The following is a 21,567-nucleotide window of genomic DNA, read 5'->3' as shown; positions in this document are numbered from 1 at the left end:
TGGGTCAGGAGGTCGCGTCGGCCTCGAGGCGGGCCTCTTCGGCTTCGTCGATCTCGCGCTCGAAGGCGTCGCGCACGAGACGGAACCAGAGGAAGATCGCGAAGCCGGCGAAGACGACCCACTCGATGGCGTAGAAGATGTTCAGCCAGTTCAGCGACACGTCGGAGTCGGGGGCGGGCGAGTCGATGGCCTCGAGGGCGCCCCAGCTGTCGGCCGCCACCACGTAGCCGCCGTAGACGTCGCCGTCGAAGCCGCTCCACTCGTTGACGAGGGCGGCGAGCGACACGACCGTCTCGCGCCCGCCCTCGAAGTCGCCGTCGGAGGGCGCCTCGCTCGGTGAGTACCGGCCCGTCAGGGTCAGCTCGGTGCCGACGGGCACGTCGGAGACGGCCTCGGTCGCGTCGGACTCGTCGGACGACCAGCCGAGGGCGACGGCCGCCGAGGCCCCGGTGGAGTCGTCGACGAAGCGTCCGATCAGCCAGTAGCCCAGCTCGCCGTCGTTGACGCGATCGGAGATCACGCGGAAGTCGTCGGGCGCGAACTCGCCCGTCACGCTGACCATCTGACCGCCGACCCTGTCGTAGAACGGGGTCTGCGGCTCGGTGACGTCGGACAGCACCTTGACCGTCTCGGTCTCCGGGTTGGCGACCTGACCGCTCTCGATGCTGCGCTCGAGCTGCCAGTGGCCGAGCCAGGCGAAGATGCCCGAGATGACCAGCGACAGGGCGAGCATCGCGATCCATCGACCGCGGCGGGCCACCTGCCACATGGTCTCGGGCAGCGGCGAGCCGTCGGGACCGGTCGTCAGGGGACGTTCGTCGGTGCGGCTCACGAACGGCATCGTACCGTCGCGTGCCGGTGACCCCGCTGGGTGCGCGAGCCGAGGAGGCGCGGGTCGATCAGTACTCCGGGTCGCGTGGTCGCGTGGCCCGCTGGTCGGACTGCTGCCCGGCCTGATCCGCCCAGAGGGCCGCCTCGGCGGCGTCCATCTCGTCGAGGTCGTCGAGGTCGTCGTCGCCTGCATCGGACGCGGCATCGGCGGCGCCCGCGTCGAGACGGCGGTCCGCCGCGGTCGAGACCGGCACCGCGCGACGGCGGCGCTCCTCCTCGTCGGCCGGTGACCCGTCGCCCGTCGCGTCGTCGTCCGCTCCGGCGAGCGCCGCCTCCATCAGGGCGATCTCGTCGGTGCCGCGAGCGGCCTTCTCGCGGCGGCGCCTCTCGATCGCCTCCTGCTCGGCGCGCTTGCGCGAACGCAGCAGGACTCCCCCGATGCGCTCGGAGTTCGATGCGAGCAGGGGGCCGATGACGGCCATGAGCAGCACGTAGAGACCGGCGAAGGGCTGCAGCCGCTCGTCGAGCCCCGCGCCCATGGACAACGTGGCGAGGATGAGCGCGAACTCGCCCCGGTTCTGCAGGATCGCCGCCGTGTTGATGCCCGCCTGAGGGCCGAGCTTGTTGAGCCACGCCACGAACTGCCCGGCGATGATGTTGAGCCCCACCGTGATGCCGATGGCGATCGCCACCGGGCCGAGGACGGTCGGGAACAGCGCCGGGTTCAGCCCGAGACCGAAGTTCAAGAAGAAGAACGCGCCGAACACGTCGCGCATGGGCAACGCGAACTGCTCGATGCGGTTGCGGTAGCGGGTCGCCCCGGCGATGAGGCCGATGAGGAACGCGCCGATGGCGTCGGTGACGCCCAGCACCTCGCCGAGACCGCCGAACAGGACGGCGAGACCGAAGAACAGCACCGTGAAGAGCTCGTCGTCCTTGGTGCGCATGAGCCGCGACACGACCCTGCCGCCCCACCGGGCGATCGAGAACATGACGACGAGGAACGCGAAGGCGATGACCAGCTTGAGGATCACCGGCCCCGGGTCGGTCTCGCCGCTCAGCACGACCGACACGATGGCCAGGTAGACGGCGATGAAGATGTCCTCGACGACGGTCACGCCCAGGATCATCGGCGTCTCGCGGTTGGCAAGCCGGTTGAGCTCGATCAGCAGCTTCGTCACGATCGCGCTCGACGACGTCGCCGTCATACCGGCGATGATCAGGGCCTCGCGGGTGCCCCAGCCCAGCATGAAGCCGAAGACGAGCCCGACGCCCATGTTGACGAGGATGTAGCTGCCCCCGGACACGATCAGCCGCCCGGCGTTCGAGAAGAACTCGTCCTGGTCGAACTCGAGACCGAGGTTGAACAGCAGCAGGATCAACCCGAAGATGGCGATCAGCTCGATGCTGTCGGACTCGAAGCTGAGCGGGAACCAGCCGGTGTTCGTGCTCGCCAGCAGCCCCACCAGCATGTAGACGGGGATCGACGGCAGGCCGATGAGCTTGCCGGCCCGGCCCAGCACGTACGCGAGCAGCAGGAGGATGCCGAGGACGATCAGCTCTTCACCCAGGTGCACGGGCGTCAGCCCCCGGGGGGAGCGTCGACCGGCGAACGGTGCTTGAGCTCGCCGGTGCGGTAGAACGAGAAGGCCTTGGCGACCTTCTCAGGGGACCCGGCGACCACGAGGGTGTCACCGGGGAAGACCTTGAAGTCGCCCGAGGGGGCGGGGTTGGCGGCGTCGCCGCGGACGACGGCGACGACGGTCAGCCCGACCACGCCGCGCGCACCCAGGTCGCCGAGCGGCTGCCCGGCGATGTGGTCGTCGTAGTCGACCGTGAACCAGTCGATGCTGAGACCCGGGATCTGGTCGAGCGCCGACAGCGACTCCGTGATGCGGGTGCCGCCGAGCAGCTCGGCCAGCGTGTGCGCCTCGTCTTCGCTGAGGCGCAGCGAGACCTTCGTGACGTCGGCCCCGTCGGCCTCGTCGCTGAACGTGATCAGATCGCTGTGACCCGAGCGGTGCGTGATCACACCGCATTTGCCGCCGTCGTCGGTGATGAAGGTGTGCAGCACCCCGACGCCGGGGAGCTTGACTCGACGCACGTCAACCATGGTTCGTCTCCAGTGGATTCGGGGGCAGTCGTCTCAGCCTAGCGTCGGGCGCCGACGCCCGGACCGGGCTGCTCATGGTGGTCACAACCGCGCCCCGCGGCGCTTTGTTCCCGGCCCGTCGGCCGGTGGCGGGCGCCCGACGGGGCCGTGCCGGACGCCGCGGACGGCAGGAGGCGCGGTGCCGGTCGGACCGTCACCGCGCCTCCTGCACGCCCCCTCGAGCGGCTCAGCCGGCCGTGCCGTCCGGTCGCTCGGCGGACGTGTCGTCGCCTGGCGTGCCGGCCGGCTCGACGACGTCCTCGTCGGCCTTCGGGGCACCGCCCTGATCGGCGCCGGGGACGATCATGTCGTCCTCTTCGAAGCCGAAGGCGATGTCCGGAGCCTCGAGGCGCACCCGGTCGGCGGACTCGTCGTCGGGCTCGAGCTGACTGGCGCGCTCGGCCGCCACGCGCTTCAGGTAGTTCGCGACCTCGGCCTCGGCCTCGTCGTCGCTCCAGCCGAGCACGCCGGCCATGAGCCGGGCCGCGACGGGCGCCGCGGACTCGCCGCGGTCCCACGCCTCGATCGAGATGCGGGTGCGTCGCGCCAGGACGTCCTCGAGGTGCAGGGCGCTCTCGTGGCTGGCCGCGTAGACGACCTCGGCACGGATGTAGTCGTCCGCCCCGGGCAGCGGCTCGGCCAGCGACGGGTCGTCGCGGATCAGGTCGAGCAGCTCGTCGGTGAGCGTGCCGTAGCGGTTCAGCAGGTGCTCGATGCGCACCTTGTGCACGCCGAAGGCCTTCGCGATCCTGCCCCGCTTGTTCCACGCCGCGTGATACCCCTCGGCGCCGACCAGCGGGATCTCCATCGTCGTGCTCTCGGGGATGCGGCCGTCGAGCGCCGCCACCGCCTCGTCGATGGCGTCCTCCGCCATGACCCGGTACGTGGTCCACTTGCCGCCGGCCACCACGACGAGGCCGGGCACGGTGTGAGCGACGATGTGCTCACGGGACAGCTTCGACGTCTGGTCCGACTCGCCCGCCAGCAGGGGACGCAGACCCGCGTACACGCCCTCCACGTCGTCACGGGTGAGGGGCACGGCCATGACGCGGTTCACGTGCTCGAGGATGTAGTCGATGTCGGCGGCCGTCGCCGCCGGGTGGGCCTTGTCGAGATCCCAGTCGGTGTCGGTCGTGCCGACCAGCCAGTGACGACCCCACGGGATCACGAACAGCACGCTCTTCTCGGTGCGGAAGATCATGCCCATATCGGAGTGGATGCGATCGCGGGGCACCACCAGGTGCACGCCCTTCGACGCCCGCACCTTGAACTGGCCCCGCTCGCCGACCATGGCCTGCGTGTCGTCCGTCCAGACGCCGGTCGCGTTGACGACCTGCTTGGCGCGGATCTCGAAGTGCTCGCCCGTCTGGTAGTCGTGGGCCTTCACGCCGACCACGCGCTCGCCCACCTTCACGAAGCCCTCGACCCGGATGCGGCTCGCCGCGTGAGCGCCGTAGGCCGAGGCGGTGCGGACCAGCGACGAGACGTACCTCGCGTCGTCGACCTGGGCGTCGTAGTACGTCAGGCCACCGACGACGGCGTCTTTCGACAGGCTCGGGATCGCCCGCATCACCTGCGTCTTGCTCAGGTGCCGGTGGTGGGGCACCCCGGGCGGGCGCCCACCCGTCCAGCTGAAGATGTCGTAGAGCGCCATGCCCGCGCCGATGTAGAACCGCTCGTAGACCGGCTTGCTCAGCGGGTACAGGAACCGCACCGGCTTGACCAGGTGCGGCGCGAGCCGCTGCAGCAGCAGCCCGCGTTCGATGAGGGCCTCGCGCACGAGCCGGAAGTTGAGCTGCTCGAGGTAGCGGATCCCGCCGTGCACCAGCTTCGACGACCGGCTCGACGTGCCCGAGCCCCAGTCGCGGGCCTCGACGATGCCGACGCTGAGACCGCGGGTCACGGCATCGAGGGCCGAGCCGGCGCCGACGATGCCGCCGCCGATGACGAGGATGTCGAGCTCTCTGGTCTTCATCACCTCGACGGCGGCCGCCCGTTCGTCGGGGCCGAGCTTCGTCGAGAGCGAAACGGACGCGGACCTGGCCATGCGAGCCTCCATCGTTGGATCGGAACCGGGACGCTCGTCGCGTCCACGGGTCCATCCAACGCCCCCACGGCCGAGCCCGCCATGAGGCGGCGCTCAGCTGGGGACGACCGACCGGCTAGTGCGGCTGGTAGGGGGCGACGACGACCTCGCTGCGCTGGAACTCCTTGAGGTCGCTGTACCCGGTGGTGGCCATCGACCGCCGGAGGGCCCCGATGAGGTTGGCCTGGCCGTCGACCGTCTCGGCCGGGCCGTAGAGGATCTTCTCGAGGGTGCCGACCTGGCCCACGTCCACTCGACGCCCGCGGGGCAGCTCGGGGTGGTGCGCCTCGGCGCCCCAGTGCAACCCGCCGCCGGGGACATCGGTGGCTCGCGCCAGCGCGGCCCCGAGCATGACGGCGTCAGCGCCGCAGGCGACGGCCTTGACGATGTCGCCCGAGGTGCCGAGACCGCCGTCGGCGATGACGTGCACGTACCGCCCTCCCGACTCGTCGAGGTAGTCGCGACGCGCACCCGCGACGTCCGCGATCGCGGTCGCCATGGGCGCGTGGATGCCCAGGGAGGCGCGGGTCGTCGAGGCGGCGCCGCCCCCGAACCCGACGAGCACGCCCGCAGCCCCCGTGCGCATGAGGTGCAGCGCCGACGTGTACGTCGAAGCGCCGCCCACGATGACCGGCACGTCGAGCTCGTAGATGAACTTCTTGAGGTTCAGCGGCTCGGTCGTCTTCGACACGTGCTCGGCCGACACGGTCGTGCCGCGGATGACGAAGATGTCGACACCGGCGTCGACGACCGTCTGGTAGAGGTCCTGCGTGCGCTGCGGGCTCAGCGAGCCGGCGACGGCGACGCCGGCCGCACGGATCTCGGCCAGACGGGCCGTGACCAGCTCGGGCTTGATCGGCTCGGCGTAGATCTGCTGCATGCGCGCGATCGTCTCGGCTTCGGGGAGGTCGCGGATCTCGGCGAGCACCGCCTCCGGGTCGTCGTAACGGGTCCAGACGCCCTCGAGGTCGAGCACCCCGAGACCACCGAGCTGCCCGATGCGGATCGCCGTGGCCGGGCTGACCACCGAGTCCATGGGCGCCGCGATGATCGGCGACTCGAACGTGAACGCGTCGATCGACCAGCTCACGGAGACGTCGCGCGGGTCGCGCGTCCGCCGGCTCGGGACGATCGCGATGTCGTCGAACGCGTACGCGCGGCGGGCACGCTTGGATACGCCGATCTCTACCTCAGTCACCGGGCCACCCTACCGGAGGCGAGCCCCCCGCCCCCGGCCGGGTCGGCCGCGACGCAGCCGAAGAGGGACGTGGTGTCGCCGGGCCCGGCGGCATCACGTCCCTCTTCGCGCAGAACATCCGGCCGCGCGCCGGCGACGGCTAGCGACGGTAGTTGGGCGCCTCGACGACCATCTGGAGGTCGTGCGGGTGGCTCTCCTTCAGGCCGGCCGCCGTGATGCGGACGAACCTGCCCTTCGCCTTGAGCTCGTCGACCGTGCGGCCGCCGACGTAGAACATCGACTGACGCAGGCCGCCGGTCAGCTGGTACACGACGTTGCCGAGCGCCCCGCGGTAGGGCACCTGTCCTTCGACGCCTTCGGGGATGAGCTTGTCATCGGAGGGGACGTCCGCCTGGAAGTAGCGGTCCTTCGAATACGACGTGTTCTTGCCGCGGGTCTGCATCGCACCGAGCGAGCCCATGCCGCGGTAGTTCTTGAACTGCTTGCCGCCGACGAACACCAGGTCGCCCGGGCTCTCGTCGCAGCCGGCCAGCAGCGAGCCGAGCATCACCGTGTCGGCCCCCGCGACCAGCGCCTTGGCGATGTCGCCCGAGTACTGCAGACCGCCGTCGGCGATGACCGGCACGCCGACCTCGCGCGCCGCCAGCGACGCCTCGTAGACGGCCGTGACCTGGGGCACGCCGACACCCGAGACGACGCGGGTGGTGCAGATCGAGCCGGGGCCGACGCCGACCTTGATCGCGTCGGCTCCGGCCTCGATGAGCGCCTCGGCACCCGAACGGGTCGCGACGTTGCCGCCGATCACGTCGATGGCGGCGAACGTCGGATCGGCCTTGATGCGGCGGATCATGTCGAGCTCGCCGGTGCTCTCGCCGTTGGCGGTGTCGACCACGAGCACGTCGACGCCCGCGTCGCGCAGGGCGCAGGCGCGCTCCCACGCGTCGCCGAAGAAGCCGATCGCGGCGCCGACGCGCAGACGACCCTCGTCGTCCTTCGTGGCGTCGGGGTACTTCTCGCTCTTGTCGAAGTCCTTGACCGTGATGAGACCGCGCAGCTTGCCGTCGGCGTCGACGAGGGGCAGCTTCTCGATCTTGTGCTCGGCGAAGATCGCGATCGCCGAGTCGGGGTCGACGCCCTCGGGGGCCGTGATGAGCGGGGCCGAGGTCATGACGTCGCGGACGAGCGTCGTCTGCATCTCGAACGTCGACACGAAGCGCATGTCGCGGTTGGTGATGATGCCGACGAGGGTGCCGTCGGACTCGACGACCGGCAGACCCGAGACGCGGAACTGACCGCACAGCGCGTCGACCTCCGCGACGGTCGCGTCGGGGCTCGTGGTGACCGGGTTGGTGATCATGCCCGACTCGCTGCGCTTGACCTTGTCGACGTGCGCCGCCTGGTCGGCGATCGAGAGGTTGCGGTGGATGATGCCGATGCCGCCCTGGCGCGCCATGGCGATGGCCATGCGCGACTCGGTGACGGTGTCCATCGCGGCCGAGAGCAGCGGCACGGCCACGCGGATGCGCTTGGTCAGCCGCGACGAGGTGTCGGCCTCGCTCGGGATCACGTCGGTGCGCCCGGGGAGGAGCATGACGTCGTCGTACGTGAGTCCGATGAATCCGAACGGATCCGGCTGGTCCATGAGTCCCCTTCGAAGGAGCGAGTGGTGGGCGGTGGAGCACCGGAGCGCCGTCGACCGCCGGTAGTCGATGTTAACCCGCCCCGCGCCTCCTGCATTCCGGGTCCCGACGGCCCCAGACGGCCGAGGAGGCGCGAAAAGGTCACAGAACAGCGACGATTTTTCGACTCTTGCCTGTGTCGTGCGCGAAACATGGCCGACACACGGCGAAAGTAGCGTCACCAACGACGGTAGCCAGCGGCACCCGGGGCATCGCCCCGACTGGCACCTGTCCAGGAGGTTCCGTGAAACCCGACACGACCATCGCACCGCCGACACCGTTGCGGCCTGCCCTGTTCGTCACAGTCCTGACGCTGCTGCTCGCACTGGCCGGCGCCTTCCTGTCCGTGATGATCGCCCCCGAGCCCGCACGGGCCCAGGGCGGGGCGACCGCCTCGTGTGCCGTCGACGCCGACACCGCCTGCATCCAGGGCAGCATCCGGACATCCGAGGGCGAGCCCGCCAGCGGCGTCGTCCTCACCGTGACGGGCCCCGGCGGCTTCGAGGGAACGGCGGAGGTCGACGGCACCGGCCGCTGGGCCCTCCCCGTCACCGAGGGCGGCCAGTACACCGTCGCCCTCGACACCGACTCGCTGCCCGACGGCGAGTTCCTGACGAACGCCGAGCAGGACGAGCGCATGGTCAACGCCACGCTCGGCGCCAACGCCGGCGTGATCTTCCAGCTCAGTGCGACCGAGGGCGCCACCACCGGCGACACCGCCGCGGCGTTCAACTGGGAGCGCGTCGGGCAGCAGCTCGCCTCGGGCATCCGCCTCGGTCTCCTGCTCGCACTGGCGGCCATCGGCCTGTCGCTCATCTACGGCACGACCGGTCTCAGCAGCTTCTCGCACGGCGAGCAGGTGACCCTCGGCGGTCTGCTGGCGTACGTCTTCGCCAACCAGCTCGGCATGAACATCTTCCTGGCCGCGATGCTCACCGTCGTGCTCTGCGCGGCGACCGGGTTCATCCAGGACTGGGCGATCTGGAAGCCCCTCCGACGGCGGGGGTTGAGTCTGACCCAGTTGATGATCGTCACCATCGGCCTCTCGATCGCGCTGCAGTACGCGTTCCAGTACTTCTTCGGCGCGGCGACCGTCCGCATCCAGACGGCGAACCCCTCGACGGTCACCCTGGCGGGCATCACCCTCACGGTGCAGTCGTACGTGGCCATGGGCGTCTCGATCGTCGTGCTGGTGCTGACCGGCCTGTTCCTGACGAAGACGCGCACCGGTCGCGCGACGCGCGCCGTCTCGGACAACCCGGCCCTCGCGGCCGCCTCGGGCATCGACGTCGACCGCATCATCCGCCTCGTGTGGACGGTCGCGGCGGGTCTCGCCGGCCTCTCGGGCGTCATGCTCGGCCTCGTGCTGAACGGCGTCAACTGGATGACGGGTCTGCAGATCCTGCTGCTCATGTTCGCCGCCGTGACACTCGGCGGGCTCGGGACGTCGTTCGGCGCCCTCGCGGGCTCGCTCATCATCGGCGTCATCGTCGAACTGACCAACCTGGTCCTGCCGGGTGACTTCAAGTACGCCACCGCGCTGCTGATCCTGATCGTGATCCTGCTGTTCCGGCCGCAGGGCATCTTCGGTCGCGCCGAGCGGATCGGTTAAGGGGACTACTCATGGACTACGTCATCTCTCTGCTCCGTGCCCTCACCGGCGAGGCGCTCGCGCCCACCACGGCGGCCTTCGCCCTCGCGGCCATCGGCCTCAACATCCACTTCGGCTTCACCGGGCTGATCAACATGGGCCAGGCGGCCTTCCTCCTGGTCGGCGCCTACGGATTCGCCATCTCGCTGACCAGCGGACTCCCCATCGGGGTCGCCGTCCTGATCGGTCTGCTCTGCGGTGTGATCTTCGCGCTGATCCTCGGCGTCCCGACGCTGAAGCTCCGCGGCGACTACCTGGCGATCGTGACGATCTGCGCGGCGGAGATCATCCGCATGGTCGGCAGATCGAGCATCCTGACCGACGTCACCGGCGGCTCGAACGGCATCACCGGCTCGTCGTACCGCGACGCCTTCACCGCGCTCTCGCCGCTGCCCGACGGTCAGACCACGATCCTGTGGTTCACCTACGACAACAACGGCGTCAGCGGCTGGTGGATCCGCATCGTCGCCTGGGGCCTCGTCGCGCTGCTCTGCGTCATCGTGTTCCTGCTCAGCCGCAGCCCCTGGGGTCGCGTGCTGAAGGGAATCCGCGAGGACGAGGACGCCGTGCGCAGCCTCGGCAAGAACGTCTTCTCGTACAAGATGCAGGCGCTCGTCTTCGGCGGTGTGATCGGCTCGCTCGCCGGGATCATCTACGTGCTGCCCTCGTCGGTCCAGCCCGACGCCCTCGGCCGCTCGACGACCTTCTTCATCTGGACGGCCCTGCTGCTCGGTGGTGCGGCGACGGTCTTCGGACCGGTGCTCGGAGCGGTGCTGTTCTTCTCCGTCCGGCTGCTGATCCGCACCCTGGCCGGCGACTTCATCCCCGCGAGCATCATGAGCAACCAACAGGCCGACCAGTTCTCGTACGTGCTCGTCGGCGTCGCCCTCATGTGCCTGATCATCTTCAGGCCACAGGGGATCCTCGGTAACAAGAAGGAGCTGTCGTTCAGTGTCTGAGACAACCACGACCGGTGGCCGGGCCCGCAAGGCCGGCTACGACTACGACCGCGACGCCCTGCGCAGCAAGCTGACCGGCGTCGACCGCACGCCCGGCTCCTCGAAGCCCGACCCCATCCTGACCGTCGACAACGTCGTGCGTCGCTTCGGCGGCATGACCGCCGTCGACGTCGGACACGTGGAGGTGCAGCGCGGCGCGATCACGGCGCTGATCGGCCCGAACGGGGCCGGCAAGACGACCTTCTTCAACCTGCTGACCGGCTTCGACAAGGCCTCCTCCGCCCCCACGGCATTCAGCCGCGGCGAGGGGACCGCCAAGTGGGTCTTCGACGGCAAACCGATGGGCAACGTCGGCGCCGCCAAGGTCGCCCGGGCGGGCATGGTGCGCACGTTCCAGCTGACGAAGGCGCTGTCGCGTCTGACCGTGATGCAGAACATGCTGCTCGGCGCACGCGACCAGCCCGGCGAGAACTTCTTCATCGGCATCATCCCGCCGCTCTGGAAGGCCCGCGAACGCGAGATCACGGCGAAGGCCGAGGACCTCCTCAAGCGCTTCAAGCTCCACGAGAAGAAGGACGACTACGCCGGCAGCCTCTCCGGCGGCCAGCGGAAGCTGCTCGAGATGGCCCGCGCCCTCATGAGCGACCCCGAGATGATCATGCTCGACGAGCCCATGGCCGGCGTGAACCCGGCCCTGACGCAGTCGCTGCTCGGTCACATCCAGAGCCTGCGCGACGAGGGCACCACCGTGCTCTTCGTCGAGCACGACATGCACATGGTCCGCCACATCTCGGACTGGGTGATCGTCATGGCCGAGGGCAAGGTCGTGGCCGAGGGTCCCGCCGACACCGTCATGGACGACCAGGCCGTCATCGACGCCTACCTGGGCGCGCACCACGACACCGACCTGGGCGACGACTCGCTGCTCACCGACGCCGTGCTCGAGGAGCTCGAGCAGGAGGTGGCCGCCGAGGACGCGGCCCGCGCGGACGACACGACCGGCGCCTCCTCGGCCACCGGCGGCGGAGTCCCCGGACGCGACCTGCCCGGTTCGCCCGACCCCTCGACCCCGACCGCCACGAACGCGGCGGACGACCAGCAGACCGGAGACAAGAAGGCATGAGCGCCTCGACCACCCAGATGCACCCGGGAACCGAGAAGTTCGCGGGCATCGAACCGATCATGAACGCCAGCGACCTCGTGGCGGGCTACCTGCCCGGGGTCAACATCCTCAACGGCTGCGACCTCGTCTGCTACCCCGGCGAGCTCATCGGCATCATCGGCCCGAACGGCGCCGGCAAGTCGACGCTGCTGAAGGCCCTGTTCGGCCTCGTCAAGATCCACTCGGGCGGCGTCACGCTCGGCGGCGAGGACATCACGAACCTGAAGGCCAACAAGCTCGTCCAGGCCGGCGTCGGGTTCGTGCCGCAGACGAACAACGTGTTCCCGTCGCTCACCATCGAGGAGAACCTGCAGATGGGGATGTTCCTCCGCCCCAAGAAGTTCGCCGAGCGACTCGAGTACATCTACGATCTGTTCCCCGTGCTCGGCGACCGTCGCGGCCAGCGCGCCGGCTCCCTCTCGGGCGGTGAGCGCCAGTCGGTCGCCATGGCGCGCGCGCTGATGATGGACCCGAAGGTGCTGCTGCTCGACGAGCCGTCGGCCGGCCTGTCGCCCGTCCGCCAGGACGAGACGTTCATCCGCACCCGTCGCATCAACAAGGCAGGCGTCTCGGTCATCATGGTCGAGCAGAACGCCCGCCGCTGCCTGCAGATCTGCGACCGCGGCTACGTGCTCGACCAGGGCCGCAACGCCTACTCGGGCACCGGACGCGAGCTCGCGGACGACCCGAAGGTGATCGAGCTGTACCTCGGCACGCTCGCGAAGGACGTCGACGAGTCGCACTGACGCCGACGCGACACCCGCATCGCCCCGGAGGCCCCGCACGCTCGACGTGCGGGGCCTCCGTCGTGCCGTGGTGCTCGCGTCGTGGGGGGGGCTCGCGCCGTGCGGGGCTCGCGCCGTGCGGGCTCGCGTAGTGCTGGCTCGCGCCGTGCGGGCTCGCGCCGTGCCGGGCTCGCGTCGTGCGGGCGGCATCATCCCGCCCCGCGACCCAGGGTGGTCAGAAGATGTCCTTCCAGACGCCGCGAACGACACCGTCCGACCACTCGAGCAGACGCGGCGCATCCGATCCCGGACCCGGACCCGCACCCTCCCGGGAGCCCCGGGTGGTCAGAAGATGCCCTTCCACACGCCGCGAAGGACACCTTCTGACCACTCGAGCATCCGGGGCAACGTCGAACCGGGCCGCGAAGGCATCTTCCGACCCCTCGACCGCGCCGGACGGACGCGCTGGACGCGCTGACCGCACGCGCCGCTTGCACCACGCGCACCACGCGCACCACACGCACCGCACGCACGACGGAGGCCCCGGCGCACACGCGCCGGGGCCTCCGCTGGAGAAGGGACGGAGTTACTGGACCGAGCCCTCGACAGCCGTCTGGTAGACGATCTTGTTGTCGCCGTCGAACTTGTAGATGCCGATGAAGGCGCTCGACGGGTCGTTCTGGTCATCGAACGGTCCGATGCCCGAAGGGCCGGTGTAGTCGATGTCGTCGCCGGCCTCGATCGCCGTCTTGCAGTCGGCGAAGGTGGCGCACTCGGTGCCGCCGTCGGCGCCCGACACCGAGGCCATGTTGGCCTGGATGGTGCCGGAGTCGGTTCCGCCGCCCTTCACCGCGGCGAGCGCGGCGAGCATGGTGGCGTCGTAGGACTCCTGTGCGTACGAGTAGTCGGTGAGGGCCGAGCCCGCGCTCTCCTGGTAGAAGTCGTTGAAGCGCTTCTGCAGGTCGGTCGAGGGGAACGCACCGGGGATCGTGCCCTGAGCGCCCTCGAGGGTGCCCGGGTCGAAGTCCTCGCTGTAGTCGGCCGTGTTGCCGTCCGACATGTAGATGGATGTCATGTCGGCGCCCTGGGCGACGAGCTCGGGGACGATCGACTTGGTCTCGTCGAACGCGAGGATGACGATCGCGTCGGGGTCGGTGGCCAGGGCCGCCGTCACCTCGGACGAGAAGGTCGTCTGACCGGGAGGGAACTCCTGGCCTTCGCCGGTGCCGCCGTAGACGACGGAGCCGCCCGAGGCCTCCACCGACTCCTGGACGGCGTCACGGAGACCGGTGCCGTAGGTGTCGTTGAAGACGAGGAACGCGACGTTGGCGCGACCGTCGTTGACGATCTGCGTGCCGAGGGCCGAGCCCTGGACGGAGTCCGGCGGCGCGGTGCGGAAGTAGTACGACGAGTAGCCGCTGAGCGCGGACGCCGTGTTGGCCGGCGAGATCTCGACGATGCAGGCGGCGGTCAGCTGGTCGATGACGTTCAGCGTGACGCTGGACGACTCGGCGCCGATCGCGACCGGGACCTTCGCGTCGATGAGCTGCGTCGCTGCGGCGCTCGAGACGGTGAGGTCGTTGCTGTCACCGGAGTCGGTGCGGGGCTCGACGACGACGTCCTGGTCGAGCACGCCGCCGGCGGCGTTGATGTCCTCGACCGCGAGGCCGATGCCGGCCTCGGCGGGCGGTGCCAGGTAGGCGAGGGTTCCCGTGTTCGGCAGGATCGTGCCGATGCGGAGGGCGTCCTGTCCGGGGCTGCTGGGAGCCTCGCACGATGCTGCGGGGTCGGCCTTCTGCGACGCCGAGGCCGAGGGCGACGACGACGAGCCCTCCGACGGAGTCGACGACGTCGACGAACAGGCGGCCAGAAGGACGGAGGCGGCCCCTGCGAGCGCCAGAGCCTTCAGGCCTTTGGTGGATCGGATCATCCGTAGTCCCTTTCGTGAAGCGCGGAGAGCCGGACCGACACTAGGCAGACGGTCCTCGCGATTGAGTAGAAACTAGGGCTGGATTGTTTCTGGCGTGTGTTCTCGTCGTCACTGGACCGTTTCGTTAGCAATTCGTGACTTGCGCTCAATACCGCGGTTTCGGCGGTTCGCCCGCAGCGCGTCGACCGACAGCACGATCAACGCGACCCAGACGATGGCGAAGCCGATCCACCTCGTGACCGGCATCTCTTCGTGGAGCAGCACCACGCCGACCACGAGCTGCAGAACCGGCGCGAGGTACTGGGTCAGACCGATCGTGGCCAACGGGAGCCGACGTGCGGCCGACGCGAAGAACAGCAGCGGCACGGCGGTGACGACGCCCGAGCTGATCACGGTCAGCGTGTGGACGACCGAGACCGAGCCGAACACGACCCCGCCGCCGAGACCCGTGGCGGCCATGACGATCAGCGCCGCACCGGCCACCGGCGTCATGAGCATCGTCTCGAGGGTCAGCCCGCCGACGGCGTCGACCCGGCCGCCGACCTGCTTCTTGACGAGCCCGTACAGACCGAATGAGAACGCGAGCACGAGCGACACCCAGGGGATGTCGCCGGTGCCCACCGCGATGACGAGCACGGCGACGCCGCTCAACGCGACGGCGGCCCACTGAGCGGGGCGGAGTCGCTCGCGCAGCACCACGACGGCCAGCAGGACCGTGACGATCGGGTTGATGAAGTACCCGAGGGCGGCCTCGACGACGTGGCCGGCGAGCGCCGCGGTGATGAAGACCGTCCAGTTGACGACGATGAAGACGCCGGCCAGACCCATCGTCGCGACGAGACGAGGCTGTCGCAGCAACCGGATGAACGACGGCAGGCCCCGGGTCACGGCCAGCAGCACCAGGCAGAAGACGAGCGAGAAGACGATGCGCCAGGCCACGATCTCGAAGGGCCCCGACGGCGACATCAGCAGGAAGAACACCGGCAGGACGCCCCAGAGCCCGTAGGCGCCGACGGCGAACGCCAGCCCCGAGCGCACGGCCGGGTCGGCTGCCGGACGGCCCGTGGCAGTCGGGTCGCCGCCGGCCGCCGGTTCGGCTGACGGAACGGAGGAGGCGGAGGAGGTGCGGGAACGACTGCTGGTCACGTCACGACTGTAAGCGGACCGGCCGACACCCCGACACGTCCACCTCTGCCACGGTGGAGTGCTCGTCTGCCGTTCTCGGGAGGCGCGGTGCGCGGAGGGGCCGAGCCGCGCCTCCCGGGGGGTGAGACGACGAGAACCCCCGCCGAAGCGGGGGTTCACGTGATGATGCTCTGTCGACCGACTAGCGGACGACGACGGCGAGGACGTCGCGAGCCGAGAGGACGAGGAAGTCCTCTCCGCCGTACTTGACCTCGGTTCCGCCGTACTTGCTGTAGATGACCTTGTCGCCGACGGCGACGTCGAGGGGCACACGGTTGCCGTTGTCGTCGATGCGACCCGGTCCGACCGCGACGACCTCGCCCTCCTGGGGCTTCTCCTTCGCGGTGTCGGGGATCACCAGGCCGGAGGCCGTGGTCTGCTCGGCTTCGACCTGCTGGATGACGATGCGATCTTCGAGCGGCTTGATGGAGACCGACACGGTTGACCTCTACTTTCTCGGAACTTCGAAAAACGTGGGTTGGCACTTGCCACGTGCGAGTGCCAGAAACAACTGTAGGGCGTCACTGGCACTCGGTCAATCCGAGTGCCAGTCGAGCCGGACCGCTGCCCCGGAGCAGCGCGGATCCGCCCGAGCGGCGGGAGTCGCCCCCTCGCGGATGCACGAGACTGGACGACATGGATGCCTCGGAGCTGCTCGAAGTCCTCTCTCCCGAGGGGCTCCGGCTGCTCGACTCTCTGCCCGCGTGGAAGGCCTCCGACGACGTCGTCTCGTCGGTCGCCGCCCTGCGCAAGAAGGGCCACCCGCCCGAGCGGGTGTCCGCCGTGCTGACGCAAGCGCGCCTCCGAGCCCGGGCCGAGGGCAAGTTCGGCGAGTTCGCCAGCCGCATGCTCTTCACCGAGGCGGGCCTCGAACAGGCCACGCGGCTCGGAGTCGCCGCCCGTCACGCCGACCGCTTCCGTTCCGCCGGGCTCCGCAGCGTCGCCGACCTCGGCTGCGGCATCGGCGGCGACGCCCTCGCCTTCGCCGCGCTCGAGCTCGACGTGCTCGCCGTCGACCGCGACGAGGTCACCGCCGCCGTCGCGTCATACAACCTCTCGCCGTGGCCGTCGTCGAGGGTGCGCCAGGGGGACGCCGAGACGACCGATCTGAGCGACGTCGACGGGGTCTACCTCGATCCGGCTCGGCGGACCGGCGGGCACAGCGCGACGAAGCGGATCGCCGACCCCGCCGACTGGTCGCCGTCGCTCGACGTCGCGTTCGGCTTCGCCGAGCGCCTGCCCACCGGGGTCAAGCTCGGCCCCGGCATCGACCGCGACCTCCTCCCAACCGACGCCGAGTGCCAGTGGATCTCGGTCGATCGCGACGTGGTCGAGGCGGGCGTCTGGTTCGGGCCGCTCGCACGGACCGGAGTGGGCCGATCGGCGCTCGTGATCAGCGCCTCCGGGGCGGCGGAGCTGACCGCGCCCGCCGACTCGGACGACGTCGACGTCGACGACATCGGCGAGTGGATCCACGAACCCGACGGCGCCGTCATCCGCGCCCGGCTGATCGGGGACCTCGCACGGTCGATCGATGCACGCATGATCAGCCGCGACATCGCCTGGCTGAGCACCGACCACCGGGTCGAGACCCCGTTCGCGCAGCAGTTCCGGGTGCTCGAGACGTTCCCCCTCGACGAGCGGACCCTGAAGCGCGAGCTGCGGTCGCGGGGCATCGGCCGCCTTGAGATCAAGAAGCGCGGGGTCGACGTCGACCCCGCGACGTTCCGCAAGCGCCTGTCGCTGCAGGGGACGAACTCGGCGACGCTGGTGCTGACCCGCGTCGCGGGGCGCCACACGGCCCTGCTCTGCGAACGCGCCTGAGCCCGACGCGCGGGTCCACGCGTGGGTCGACCCGCGTGTCGACGCGCGGGTGACGGAGCCTGGTCGGAACGGGCTCCGCGCCGTCCGCGACGCGGTGCACCCGGACCGACGACGACGGCCGCCGCACCCATGACGTGCGGCGGCCGTCGGGTGTCGGGGCGATCAGGACCCGCTGTAGTACCCGCCGGTCGGCGGCATGTTGCCGATCCACTGGAAGAAGACGACCCACAGTCCGATGATCAGCAGCGAGATGCCGATCCCCGCGTAGCCCGTGATGAGACCGGTGAGCCAGAAGCCGCGGGCGTGACGCTCGCGCTTCTGACCGAGGTGACCGAGGACGACGCCGGCGATCGAGAAGACGATGCCCGTGCCGAACAGGATGAGCGACACCAGCACCCCGAGGATCGACGCCGACATCGACAGGATGCTCAGCAGACTCGTCGGCCGACCAGCGCCCTGCTGGTACGAGCCGTACTGGGCGCCGTAGGGCTGCGGGGCGCCGTACTGCGGCTGAGCGCCGTACGGCTGCTGCGGCCGGGGGGCTCCGGTGGGCTGCTGAGGCGCGCCGTAGGGCTGCTGCGGTCCGCCGTAGGGCTGCTGCGGTCCGCCGTAGGGCTGCTGCCGACCTGCGGCGTGAGGGGCGCCGTACTGACCCTGCTGGCCGGGCCGCCCCTGCTGACCGTACGGGCCGGGCTGACCGTAGGCACCGGGCTGACCCTGCTCTCCATACGGGCCAGGCTGACCCTGCTGACCGTACCCACCAGGCTGACCCTGCTGGCCGGTGGGTCCGGGCTGACCGTACGTACCAGGCTGACCCTGCTGACCGTACGCACCAGGCTGACCCTGCTGACCGTAAGCGCCGGCCTGGCCCTGCTGACCGTTAGCGCCGGGCTGCCCGTAGGGCGCCGAGCCGGGAGGCCCCTGCGGCGCCGGTGCCGAGCCGCCCGGGGCGGGATGCTGCCCCGGCGCCACGAACGGGTCGCCGGTCGGCCGTGAGCCCGCAGGAGGCGCGGGCTGGGTGGCAGCGCCGGGGAACGCGGTCGGCGGCAGGGGCGGTGACCCCGCCGAAACCTCGTCGCGAGCGGACCCGTCAGGCCCGGTCGACCTCGGAGCCGAGGACGGCGCGGACGCGGAGGCGTCGGCGGAGGCGTCGGCCGGCGGCCCCTGGCCGGCCGGGTCGGATGTCGTGTCGTCGGTGGCCATGAGGACCCTTTCGAGTGCAGAGCGGCGGTCGTGGTGCGGGCGCGGAGGCCCGGAGCACGACGGGGCCCGCGCCGGTGAGCGCGGACCCCGTCATGGTATCGACGTCGTCGATGAGGACACCCGGAGAGATCAGAACCCGTCGGTGCCGTAGCTCTGGTCGTACGCGAAGCCGCCCGCCGCGATGGCGGCGATGAAGAAGACGACGAGGGCGATGGCGCCGAGGAGGCCGAGGTAGCCGAGCACCAGGCCGATGATCGCCATGACCTTGCCCTGCTCGCCGGTGCGCTTGATCTGGCGCAGCGAGATGTGGCCCGTGACGATCGCGACGATGCTGAAGATGAACGAGCTGAGGATGCTCGAGACCAGCGACACGATGGCCAGGACGTTGGTCTTCGGGTTCTGCTGCCCGTAGCCGCCCTGACCCTGACCCTGGTTCTGGTACGGGTTCTGCTGGTACGGCTGCTGCGGGTAGGCGGCGGGGGCGCCCTGCGGGTTCTGCGGGCCCTGGCGGGCCGGGTCGTGGTCGGTCATGCCGAGGTCTCCTTCTGTCTGAGTGGCCCCGAGCCTACGCGGAACCGACCCGCGTCCGCCCCGAGCCCGCCCCACCCGTGGAGAATGCGCGCTCCCGTGGAGGACCGGTCCGTCCATCGCCGCAGGGCGCCGCCCGGCGCTCAGGCCACGAAGACCGAGGTCACGGGCAGAGTCGAGTCCGCTCCGAAGTCGAGGGGCGACGGAGCATGCCCGCGGGCGACCAGCTGTGCGCCGAGCGCGGCGATCATGGCGCCGTTGTCGGTGCAGAGCGACAGGGGCGGCACGCGCAGCTCGACGCCGGCCGCGGCGCAGCGCTCGTGGGCGAGTTCGCGGACGCGTGCGTTGGCGACCACTCCCCCGCCGAGCAGCAGGCGCGGCACGCCGAGGTCGGCGCAGGCCGCGAGCGCCTTGGTGATCAGCACGTCGGCGACGGCCTCGCGGAACGACGCGGCGACGTCGGCGACCGGCACCGCGCCTCCTTCGTCGCGACGACGCTCGACCCAGCGCGCCACCGCGGTCTTCAGGCCCGAGAACGAGAAGTCGTAACGGTGCTTGACGAGGTCCTTCGGCAGGGTGAGCCCGCGGGGGAACCGGATCGCGGCGGGGTCGCCGTCGACGGCGACGCGGTCGATCTGCGGCCCGCCGGGGTAGGGCAGCCCCAGGAGGCGCGCCACCTTGTCGAAGGCCTCTCCGGCCGCATCGTCGATGGTCTCGCCGAGCAGCTCGACGTCGTCGACGAGGTCGCGGACGTGCAGCAGCGACGTGTGCCCGCCCGACACCAGCAGGGCGATGGTCGGCAGCTCGATCTCGCTGTCGTCGTCGCGGAGCACGTCGGCGCCGACGTGCCCGACCAGATGGTTGACGGCGTAGAGCGGGGTGCCGGTCGCGAGGGCGAGGGCCTTGGCCGCTCCGACGCCGACCATGAGGGCGCCGGCGAGCCCCGGCCCGCTCGTCACGGCGATCGCGTCGAGCTCGTCGAGGGTGACGCCGGCCTCGGCGAGCGCCGCCTCGAGGGCCGGCTGCATCGCGTCGAGGTGCGCCCGCGCGGCGACCTCGGGCACGACGCCGCCGTACCGCGCGTGCTCGTCCATCGACGACGAGATGACGTTGGCGAGCAGCGTCGTGCCGCGGACGATGCCGACGCCGGTCTCGTCGCAGCTCGTCTCGATGCCGAGCACGAGGGGCTCCGACGGGGCGGTGGAGGCCGAGGAGGCGCGGGTCGGGGTCACGAGGAGTGTCCTGTCTGCGAGGCGGCGTCCGACGTGCCGACCGCGCCGGTCGACGCGGGGGTGAGGTCGAGCCGCATCACGACGGCGTCGACCCCGTCGGGCATGTAGTAGCGCGGACGCACGGCGATGGGCTCGAAGCCGAGGGACTCGTAGAGGTGCTGGGCGCCGGGGTTGTCGGCGCGGACCTCGAGGAACATCTTGCGGACCCGACGGCGGCGCGCCTCGTCGATCATCTCGGTCATGAGGGCGCGGCCGAGTCCACGGCGGCGAGCCCGGGGGGCCACCGCGATGGTCTGCACGTCGGCGTCCGGGGCGCCGGGCAGCACCAGCAGACCGCAGTAACCGGCCAGAGGGGTCTCGCCCGCCCCGACGACATCGTCGTCCTCGTCGTCCTCGGCCACGAGGTACCAGCCGTCGGGCGACGCCAGCTCGTGCGCCATGCCCTCGCGGGACCACGCGTCGGTCGTGAAGACGCTGGTCTCGAGTGCCATGACGCGGTCGAGGTCGCCCAGGGAGGCACGGCGGAGGGTCGCGCTCATCGCCCGACCGGCTTCGGACCGGCCGAGACCGTGACGTCGGGTTCGCGGAGGTAGAGGGGCGCCGGCCCGGCGAACTCCCGGCCGTGCTCGAAGAGCCGCTCGGCGAGCATCCCGAGCGCGGCGGCCGACACCGCGGTGTCGTCGGGGTCGGTGCGCGGCCAGGCGGCGGCCTCGCCGAGGACGCCGTCGAGCTCGGCCGGGCGGGCCAGCGTCGGGCCGTCGAGGGGCACCGGCAGCCCGTCGGCGTCGAGCCCGCGGTAGGCCGTCCACGCGACCTCGCGACGACGCGCGTCGGTCACCACGACGAGCGGCGCGTCGAGTCGCCCGCTCGGCGTGGCCACCGAGCCGCTGCCGCCCGCGCCCGTCGAGAGGCGCTCGAAGGCGACCGCGTCGTGGCTGGCGACCGCGAGGCACGGGCGCCCGATGCCGAAGGCGAAGGCGCGCGCGGCGACGATGCCGACGCGCAGCCCCGTGTACGGCCCCGGCCCCACGCCGGCGACGACGGCGCTGAGGTCGGTCGGCACGACGCCGGCCCCGGCGAGGGCCGACTCGATGAGGGTGCCGACCACCTCGGCATGACGCCGGGTGTCCGTCTCGGTCCGCTCGGCGAGCACGCCGCGGTCGCGGTCGACGACGGCGACGGTCGTCCCCGCGGAGGTGTCGATGGCCAGGATCACCTGTCA

The 21,567-nt window shown here is 70.7% G+C and carries 19 protein-coding genes; 5 read left to right on the top strand and 14 right to left on the bottom strand.

The genetic code is table 11. The features are described from left to right. Positions 1-4: 4 nt before the first annotated feature. The 6 genes from ASF17_RS11980 to guaB all read right to left on the bottom strand — a co-directional run bounded on the left by ASF17_RS11980 (position 5) and on the right by guaB (position 7,909). On the bottom strand, positions 5-832 hold the full coding sequence (locus tag ASF17_RS11980; RefSeq protein WP_162236422.1) for an SURF1 family protein: 828 nt from the start codon (positions 830-832) through the stop codon (positions 5-7). Positions 833-899: 67 nt separating this feature from the next. Next, the gene (locus ASF17_RS11975) at positions 900-2,408 is read right to left on the bottom strand and encodes a cation:proton antiporter (protein WP_055800024.1); all 1,509 of its coding nucleotides are present in this window, start codon (positions 2,406-2,408) and stop codon (positions 900-902) included. Between the two features lie 5 nt (positions 2,409-2,413). After that, positions 2,414-2,944 carry a cation:proton antiporter regulatory subunit gene (locus ASF17_RS11970; protein WP_055800022.1) on the bottom strand — a complete coding sequence of 177 codons (531 nt, stop codon included), beginning with the start codon at positions 2,942-2,944 and terminating at the stop codon, positions 2,414-2,416. Between the two features lie 226 nt (positions 2,945-3,170). Next, positions 3,171-5,030: a glycerol-3-phosphate dehydrogenase/oxidase gene (locus ASF17_RS11965; RefSeq protein ID WP_082475314.1), complete on the bottom strand. Its 1,860-nt coding sequence runs from the start codon at positions 5,028-5,030 to the stop codon at positions 3,171-3,173. 115 nt (positions 5,031-5,145) lie between these two features. After that, positions 5,146-6,267, bottom strand: coding sequence for a GuaB3 family IMP dehydrogenase-related protein (locus ASF17_RS11960; protein ID WP_055800018.1), 1,122 nt, complete (start codon positions 6,265-6,267; stop codon positions 5,146-5,148). 139 nt (positions 6,268-6,406) lie between these two features. After that, positions 6,407-7,909: an IMP dehydrogenase gene (gene guaB / locus ASF17_RS11955; RefSeq protein ID WP_055800015.1), complete on the bottom strand. Its 1,503-nt coding sequence runs from the start codon at positions 7,907-7,909 to the stop codon at positions 6,407-6,409. Positions 7,910-8,190: 281 nt separating this feature from the next. Between guaB and ASF17_RS11950 the strand changes: the two genes are divergently transcribed. The 4 genes from ASF17_RS11950 to ASF17_RS11935 are packed head-to-tail and all read left to right on the top strand — an operon-like array spanning position 8,191 to position 12,464. Beyond that, positions 8,191-9,558, top strand: coding sequence for a branched-chain amino acid ABC transporter permease (locus tag ASF17_RS11950; RefSeq protein ID WP_235476588.1), 1,368 nt, complete (start codon positions 8,191-8,193; stop codon positions 9,556-9,558). An 11-nt stretch (positions 9,559-9,569) separates the two neighbouring features. After that, a complete protein-coding gene (locus ASF17_RS11945; protein WP_055800011.1) occupies positions 9,570-10,556 on the top strand; it encodes a branched-chain amino acid ABC transporter permease in 987 nt (328 codons plus the stop codon). A gap of 58 nt (positions 10,557-10,614) precedes the next feature. Then, positions 10,615-11,679, top strand: coding sequence for an ABC transporter ATP-binding protein (locus ASF17_RS11940; RefSeq protein ID WP_156357433.1), 1,065 nt, complete (start codon positions 10,615-10,617; stop codon positions 11,677-11,679). 17 nt (positions 11,680-11,696) lie between these two features. Further along, positions 11,697-12,464: an ABC transporter ATP-binding protein gene (locus tag ASF17_RS11935; protein ID WP_055800798.1), complete on the top strand. Its 768-nt coding sequence runs from the start codon at positions 11,697-11,699 to the stop codon at positions 12,462-12,464. Positions 12,465-13,029: 565 nt separating this feature from the next. Here ASF17_RS11935 and ASF17_RS11930 read toward each other — a convergent pair. The 3 genes from ASF17_RS11930 to groES form a co-directional block, all read right to left on the bottom strand. After that, complete coding sequence (locus ASF17_RS11930) at positions 13,030-14,373, bottom strand: ABC transporter substrate-binding protein (protein ID WP_055800008.1); 1,344 nt, start codon at positions 14,371-14,373, stop codon at positions 13,030-13,032. 108 nt (positions 14,374-14,481) lie between these two features. Then, complete coding sequence (rarD, locus tag ASF17_RS11925; protein WP_055800004.1) at positions 14,482-15,411, bottom strand: EamA family transporter RarD; 930 nt, start codon at positions 15,409-15,411, stop codon at positions 14,482-14,484. A gap of 289 nt (positions 15,412-15,700) precedes the next feature. After that, a complete protein-coding gene (gene groES, locus ASF17_RS11920; protein ID WP_055800001.1) occupies positions 15,701-15,997 on the bottom strand; it encodes a co-chaperone GroES in 297 nt (98 codons plus the stop codon). Positions 15,998-16,194: 197 nt separating this feature from the next. On the opposite strand from groES, the gene ASF17_RS11915 reads away from it, so the two are divergent. Next, positions 16,195-17,382: a class I SAM-dependent methyltransferase gene (locus ASF17_RS11915; RefSeq protein WP_055799999.1), complete on the top strand. Its 1,188-nt coding sequence runs from the start codon at positions 16,195-16,197 to the stop codon at positions 17,380-17,382. A gap of 162 nt (positions 17,383-17,544) precedes the next feature. On the opposite strand, the gene ASF17_RS15760 is transcribed toward ASF17_RS11915, so the two are convergent. From ASF17_RS15760 to tsaB, 5 genes are all read right to left on the bottom strand, one after another. Continuing rightward, a complete protein-coding gene (locus ASF17_RS15760) occupies positions 17,545-18,585 on the bottom strand; it encodes a DUF4190 domain-containing protein (protein ID WP_162236421.1) in 1,041 nt (346 codons plus the stop codon). 129 nt (positions 18,586-18,714) lie between these two features. Further along, positions 18,715-19,116: a DUF4190 domain-containing protein gene (locus ASF17_RS11900; protein WP_055799990.1), complete on the bottom strand. Its 402-nt coding sequence runs from the start codon at positions 19,114-19,116 to the stop codon at positions 18,715-18,717. A gap of 140 nt (positions 19,117-19,256) precedes the next feature. After that, the gene (tsaD, locus tag ASF17_RS11895) at positions 19,257-20,345 is read right to left on the bottom strand and encodes a tRNA (adenosine(37)-N6)-threonylcarbamoyltransferase complex transferase subunit TsaD (protein ID WP_055799989.1); all 1,089 of its coding nucleotides are present in this window, start codon (positions 20,343-20,345) and stop codon (positions 19,257-19,259) included. Further along, the gene (gene rimI / locus ASF17_RS11890; RefSeq protein WP_055799986.1) at positions 20,342-20,884 is read right to left on the bottom strand and encodes a ribosomal protein S18-alanine N-acetyltransferase; all 543 of its coding nucleotides are present in this window, start codon (positions 20,882-20,884) and stop codon (positions 20,342-20,344) included. The genes tsaD and rimI overlap by 4 nt, the downstream gene beginning before the upstream one ends. Continuing rightward, a complete protein-coding gene (gene tsaB, locus ASF17_RS11885) occupies positions 20,881-21,561 on the bottom strand; it encodes a tRNA (adenosine(37)-N6)-threonylcarbamoyltransferase complex dimerization subunit type 1 TsaB (RefSeq protein WP_055799983.1) in 681 nt (226 codons plus the stop codon). Before tsaB ends, rimI begins: the two co-directional genes overlap by 4 nt. Positions 21,562-21,567 lie beyond the last annotated feature (6 nt).

Origin of the sequence: Frigoribacterium sp. Leaf263 (assembly GCF_001422285.1) — a bacterium.
Taxonomy (GTDB): domain Bacteria; phylum Actinomycetota; class Actinomycetes; order Actinomycetales; family Microbacteriaceae; genus Frigoribacterium.
This window is presented reverse-complemented; position numbering and strand designations above follow the sequence as displayed.